At 72.2% G+C, this 4630-nt stretch carries 5 protein-coding genes; 1 reads left to right on the top strand and 4 read right to left on the bottom strand.

Annotation, left to right across the window (positions count from 1 at the left end):
- Positions 1-56 precede the first annotated feature (56 nt).
- Entirely contained in the window at positions 57-758 is a 702-nt protein-coding gene (locus tag G6028_RS15685) for an oxygenase MpaB family protein (protein ID WP_182659427.1), read from the bottom strand.
- Positions 759-791: 33 nt separating this feature from the next.
- A complete protein-coding gene (locus G6028_RS15680; RefSeq protein WP_182659426.1) occupies positions 792-1799 on the bottom strand; it encodes an LLM class oxidoreductase in 1008 nt (335 codons plus the stop codon).
- A 97-nt stretch (positions 1800-1896) separates the two neighbouring features.
- On the opposite strand from G6028_RS15680, the gene G6028_RS15675 reads away from it, so the two are divergent.
- A complete protein-coding gene (locus G6028_RS15675; RefSeq protein WP_182659425.1) occupies positions 1897-3225 on the top strand; it encodes a cation:proton antiporter domain-containing protein in 1329 nt (442 codons plus the stop codon).
- 49 nt (positions 3226-3274) lie between these two features.
- Here G6028_RS15675 and G6028_RS15670 read toward each other — a convergent pair whose 3' ends face one another.
- Positions 3275-3895 (bottom strand): DUF2238 domain-containing protein, encoded by a 621-nt coding sequence (locus G6028_RS15670; protein WP_182617154.1) that lies wholly within the window; start codon positions 3893-3895, stop codon positions 3275-3277.
- A partial coding sequence (locus G6028_RS15665; protein WP_182659424.1) for an endonuclease/exonuclease/phosphatase family protein occupies positions 3892-4630 on the bottom strand: 739 nt, incomplete at its 5' end. The genes G6028_RS15670 and G6028_RS15665, both read right to left, overlap by 4 nt.

Here is a 4630-nt window from a genome sequence, read left to right as displayed (position 1 = left end):
CCCTCCCCGGGATCGTGCCGGGCCCCGCCGCCGTGGCTCGATTGTGGCAGACGCGGTCACCCGAGCGAGGACGCCGAGGTGAACGCGGCGGACACCGCGCGATCGATCGCGGACGGCCGCACCCCGAGCGCCCGCGCGGCCACTGGATGCAGGAACGTCCGGATGGCGCCGGCGGGGACCGCGGCCGGCCACCACTGGCGGGGACGGAGGAGCTGCCCGCGGTAGCGCGTGAGCGCCGGGGTGACGGCGAGCGCCCCGGTCCGGTCGCGGAAGTAGGCGTCAAAGTCCTCGACCGTCGGGGGCAGCGGTGCGTCGGAGATGCCGTAGGCGCGGTACCACCTGCAGCACGAGGCGTAGACCGACCGGCGTTCCCCGGCGTCCAGTGGACCGCGGAATCTCGTGATGGTCTCGAACAGCGAGTCCACGTACGTGGCGTGTTGGAAGTGGAAGACCTGCGGGTCCAGTGAGTGGTAACGGTGGCCGTCGGCGTCGGTTCCCCGGATGGTGTCGTGCGTGACCACGATGCGCCTCGGTATCCAGGACTCCGGATGCGGGTCGAACGCCATGTCGATCGTCGGGGGGACCGATCGCTGCTTGTGCAGCCAGACGAAGCCCGGGGAGGGCGAGTGCTCGAGCATCGCCGCACTGATCGCCGGGTGCATCAGCTGCAGTGACACCGCGCGGGGCAACATGAACAGGAACTGCCGGGACCGGAGGTGCTCGAACAGTCCGGGTTCCGGGGTGGCCGCGCCTGCCATGGGTGGTCCCGCCTCTCCGTTCCGCCGGTGAGGCTAGTGGTCGAGCGCGGGAAAGTGGGGCACGACGGTCTCGGCCAGCTCCCGGACGACCTCCCGGATCGGCCGGCGGGACGCCGCGAGACCCAGCAGGACGTGGTTGACACCGATCCCCCGCAGGTCCGTCAGGTGCTCGACCAGACGCCGGTGACCGATCCGGAATCCGAAGCCGATCGGCGAGGCCGCCTCGTCGGGGTCCTCGGCCAGGTCGATCTGGAGCGATTGCCCGAAGGGACTGAACACCTCGTCGTCGTCGGATCCTCCCTCCCGACTCGCTGTCACCACCTCGCGCCACCGCGCGGCGGTCCGGCGCTGCGCGTCGAAGTCACGCGGGTAGGTCAGCCATCCGTGCCCGTGGGCGGCCAGGTACGCGATGCTCTGCTGACACGAGCCGGTCATGATCACCGGCACCGACGAGGCGGTGGGCTTGGGGACCACGTCCGCGCTGTGCATCCACCCCCCGGACCAGCGGATCCCGCGCATCTCGGTGGTGAGGGCGTGGGTCATCACCGTGAGGTTCTCCCGGAACCGCTCCCCCCTCCGCCCCTGCTCCAGTCCGAACGCGCGGAACTCCTCCGGCCGGTCGCCGGAGGCCACACCGAGCAGGAACCGGCCGCCGGAGAGACGGTCCAGGCTGGCCGCCGACTTGGCCACGTGAAGTGGATGGCGGACGGGGAGCACGACGGCCGCCGTCCCGAGGGCGATCCGGCTGGTGTGTGCGGCCACGTACGCCAGGAACACCCACGGATCGTGGATCTGGCCCACGTCGCCGAAGGACGGGACGCGAAGCGGGATGTCCCTCGCGTAGAGGGCGGCGAACCCTCCGGCCTCCGCGGCCCGGGCGACCTCGATCTGTTCGCTGATGTCCGAGCCGTCGCCCTGATCGGCGCGCGTCCGCAGCGGGAAGCCCAGCCCCAGGGTCAGGCGCCCCGCACCGAACGTGCGACGGAAGCCCGGAAGCCGCCGGGGGTCGCCGTCGGACACGATGAGCGGCGAGGTGGTCATGTGCCCCACCCTCGCACGATCCGGTCGACGCCGGTCGGCGGGCTCGCGCGCCCCGCTCGACTAAGCTCTCCTTCATCGACCTAGCGAGAGGCCGGACGTGACCACCACCCTCCTGGCCGCCGAGGCGTCCCCCACCGAACTCGTCTCGCTGTTCTGGATCGTCCTGGCCGTCTGGGCGGCACCGGTGCTGTCCGGGGTCACCCGCTCGTTCATCCCGGGCGTGGTGCTCCTCCTGGTGGGCGGGATGGTGATCGGCCCCAACGGTCTGGACCTGGCGGTGGAATCCGGCGGGGTGGCGCTCCTCGCGGAGCTCGGGCTGGGGATGCTGTTCCTGCTGGCGGGGTTCGAGCTCGAGGTCTCCACCCTCACCGGGCGCAGCGGACGACGAGCGGCCGGGACCTGGGTCGTCAGCCTGATCCTGGCAGCCGCGGTGGGGTGGATGGTCTCGGGCCGCTGGGAGACCGCCGTGGCGATCGGGCTCCTGCTCACCTCCACGGCCATCGGGACCCTGTTGCCCATCCTCAAGGGCTCCGGTCACGACAGCACTCCCGTGGGCCGGGCGGTCCTCACCCACGGCGCGGTGGGGGAACTGGGGCCGATCCTCGTGATGGCGGTGCTGCTCGGTACCCGCAGCATCGAGTCCTCCATCGCGGCCGTCGGGCTGTTCGGACTGGCCGCGCTGGTGATCCTGGCGGTGCCGGCCCGACTGCTCCACATCCCCGCGCTCGGTCGGGCGCTCCTGCAGGGCACCACCTCCACCGGACAGCTGGCCATGCGCACGGTGATCCTGCTGCTGGCCACCATGATGGTCGTGGCCACGGTGTTCGGTCTGGACGTGGTGCTCGGCGCGTTCGCCGCCGGCATGATCCTGCGCCGACTGGTCGACTCCCTCGGGGCACACCTGCGCGGCGGTGGCCAGGCCCCGGACCGCGGTCTCGCCGCGATCCTGCTCCGTCAACTGGAGACCGTCGGCTACACCCTGTTCATCCCCGCCTTCTTCGTGGTGTCGGGGATGGGCATCGACCTCAAGGCCGTGGCGGCCTCGCCGTGGGTGCTGGTGGCGGCCGTGGTGAGCATGCTGGTCCTCCGCGGCGGAGGGGTGTGGCTGGGCGAGACCGTCACCCGCGCGAGCCCCGGGCTCGACGGTCCACGGGAACGGGCGAGGGTGGGTCTGTACGCGGCGACCGGTCTCCCGATCATCGTGGCGGTCACCGAGGTCGCGGTGAACAACGGTCTGATGACGGGCGAGATCTCCTCCGTCCTGGTGGCGGCCGGGGCGGTCACCGTCCTGCTCTTCCCCCTCCTGGCGGAGGTGGTGCGGGCCGGAGCCCCGGTTCGTCGGCCGGGCGCCACGACACCGTCACCGGAGGACCCCGTCTCACCGGGGTCACGGGGGAACGACGACGACGAGGACGGCATCCGGTGAGGTCCGGCGTCAGCGGTGGTACCCGGGCAGCGGTCTCCGGGTCGACCGTCTAGCGGCGGGACCCCGCCTCCGAGGACACGCGACCGGGCCGGTCGGTCGGCATCAGCACCCGGGGCCAGTGGGCCAGGAGCAGACCCGCGGCCAGGGCGCCGAGACCACCCGCGGCCATGTCCCCGATCGTGTCGTCGAGGGTCACGTAGATCCGGTCCGTCAGGTAGGCGTGGCCGAACCACTCCACCATCTCCCACAGTGCGCCCAGGGCCAGGCCGAAGGCGGTGGTGAGCACCACCGCCCCCGCGGCCGGGACACCCCCGTCGCCCGGTGCCGGCACGATCCCGCGGTGCGCGAGGAACAGGTAGGTCACCACCGCCAGCGCTCCGGCGCACGCGAAGTGGACCACGATGTCCCACCACCAGATGCGCGTGTACAGGTCGAAGACGTTGCTCCAGGCGGCGACGAGCAACGTGACCGACACCGCGGTGTCCGCCCACGGCCTCATCCCGACGAAGCGCGGGAGCATCAGTCCCGGCAGGGCGAACGCGACGATGGCCGCGTCCGTGAGACCGTGCAGCAGCAGGGCGAGCAGGACGCTGAGGGCCCCGAGGATCCGCAGAGCGTCCGCCGCCATCCGCACGCGGTTCTCCGCGGGACGCAGGAAGTTGTCGATCACGCGGCGACACCCCCTCGGTCGAGACGCACGACGGCGTGGACGGGCAGATGGTCCGACGCCCACACGCCGCCGGGCCGCAGCGGGTTGACCGCGGCGTGGGTGACCCTAAATGCTGACGAGGCGAGTATCCAGTCGATGCGCGCCCCGTTCCTCCGCGGCGCGCGGTAGCCGGTGTACGTCCCCCACTCCTCGCTCGCGCGGGTCCGCGCGCTGTGCCAACTGTCGACCAGAGTCCCCTCCCGGACCAGTTCTCGGACCGCCGCGCCGGCCGGGCCCGTGTTGAGGTCGCCGGTCACCAGCGCCGGACTGTGCCGGGCGGACGACGGGGCGGCGGCGGACACCAGGTCGAGAATCGCCCGCGCCGACCGCAGACGGGAGCGCGCGGAGAACGGGTCGAGGTGGGTGTTGATCACGAGGAAGCTCCGTGAGGTCCCGCGATCGCGGAACTCCGCCGACACCATGACCCGGGGGATGAGGTTCCCCCAGGATGCCGATCCCGCGCGGGTGGGCTGATCGGACAGCGCGATCTGGTCCCAGTCGAGCAACTCGAGCCGTCCGGAGTCGTAGAAGATCGGCGAGGCCTCGCCACCTCCGTCCGAGCCCCGACCGCGGCCGACCACGGCGTACCCGGGGCCCAGGGCGTCGAGCATCACCGTGGTCTGCTCGCGCAGCACCTCCTGCGCGCCGAGAACCGTCGGCCGCTCGGCGGCGAGGAGCGCGCGGACCGCGGGGGCG

Origin of the sequence: Dietzia cercidiphylli (assembly GCF_014145145.1) — a bacterium.
Taxonomy (GTDB): domain Bacteria; phylum Actinomycetota; class Actinomycetes; order Mycobacteriales; family Mycobacteriaceae; genus Dietzia; species Dietzia natronolimnaea.
Note: the sequence above shows the minus strand (reverse complement) of the source record. Positions and strands in the feature narration are given on the sequence as shown.

Bases quoted from the DNA above. Each gene is read 5' to 3' on its own strand.
- G6028_RS15685 (WP_182659427.1), bottom strand. From the start codon at position 758: ATGGCAGGCGCGGCCACCCCGGAACCCGGACTGTTCGAGCACCTCCGG.
- G6028_RS15680 (WP_182659426.1), bottom strand. From the start codon at position 1,799: ATGACCACCTCGCCGCTCATCGTGTCCGACGGCGACCCCCGGCGGCTT.